Raw genomic sequence first — 1078 nt, 5'->3', positions numbered from 1 at the left:
TTGCATTGACAGGGAACTGGGATCAATTGAGTGATGATCCGCAGTTGGAAAAGGCGTATGTCGATCGCCTGGAGCGGATGATCTACCGTGATCGCAACCATGCATGTGTGATTATGTGGTCTCTTGGTAATGAATCAGGGTATGGTCGCAACCATAGAGCCATGGCAGAACGGTCAAGAACCATAGATCCAACAAGACCCATTCACTACGAAGGTGAAACACGAAGGCTGCTAGAGCTTGGTTCTGATCTAAAACACGGCGTGATGGATGTGTACAGCACAATGTACACGCCCGTTGATGAATTGAGCAGGCTTGGGCAACTGGACCTTCCTAAACCTCATATATTGTGCGAGTTTGCCCATGCGATGGGGAACGGACCAGGCGGTTTTAAGGAGTACGTTGAGCTATTTTATCAACAGCGAAGGTTACAGGGAGGGTTTGTGTGGGAGTGGATTGATCACGGGATCCAGGCCCATACACCAGATGGCAGACCGTACTTCGCGTATGGCGGTGATTTTGGAGATGTTCCGAACGACTTAAATTTCGTCATTGACGGACTGTTATTTCCTGATCGAACTCCGTCACCGGGGCTTGTCGAGTACAAGAAAGCAATTGAGCCGATACGAGTTCTTGAGTTCGATCGGTTATCAGGGATCATTAAGTTACAGAACCGCTATGATTTTCTCAGTCTCGATCATCTCGTAGCGGAGTGGTCACTTCAGGATGAACAGTCAGTGTTAGCCGGCGGAATGCTCGAACTAGAGCCAGTGCCCCCCAGGGAAACTGCAGAAATCAGGTTGCCGTGTGCCGAAATCCTTACTCGGCACCGAGATAGGTGTTTGACTCTCACTTTAAGGTTTTGTTTGCGTTATCCAACCGACTATGCGTCAGCGTTCCACGAAGTTGCGAGCTTTAGCGACTATATTGAGGGCGTTCGACAGAATGTAAACATTAACATATGTCGATTGGATGGAACGTTTGAAGTTGTAGGAACGCGCAGAGATTTGCGCATCTATGACGATTCGTTCGTCGTTAAATTCGATTTGTTGCGAGGCACAATATATGAAATGAGCCTTTT

Annotated in this window: 1 protein-coding gene; it reads left to right on the top strand. The window is 48.0% G+C overall.

Features of this window, described 5'->3' with window-relative positions:
* On the top strand, window positions 1-1078 hold a 1078-nt coding region (locus AMA01_RS13445), incomplete at both ends, for a glycoside hydrolase family 2 TIM barrel-domain containing protein (RefSeq protein WP_156468471.1).

This window comes from Alicyclobacillus mali NBRC 102425 (assembly GCF_001570745.1).
Taxonomy (GTDB): domain Bacteria; phylum Bacillota; class Bacilli; order Alicyclobacillales; family Alicyclobacillaceae; genus Alicyclobacillus; species Alicyclobacillus mali.
This window is presented reverse-complemented; position numbering and strand designations above follow the sequence as displayed.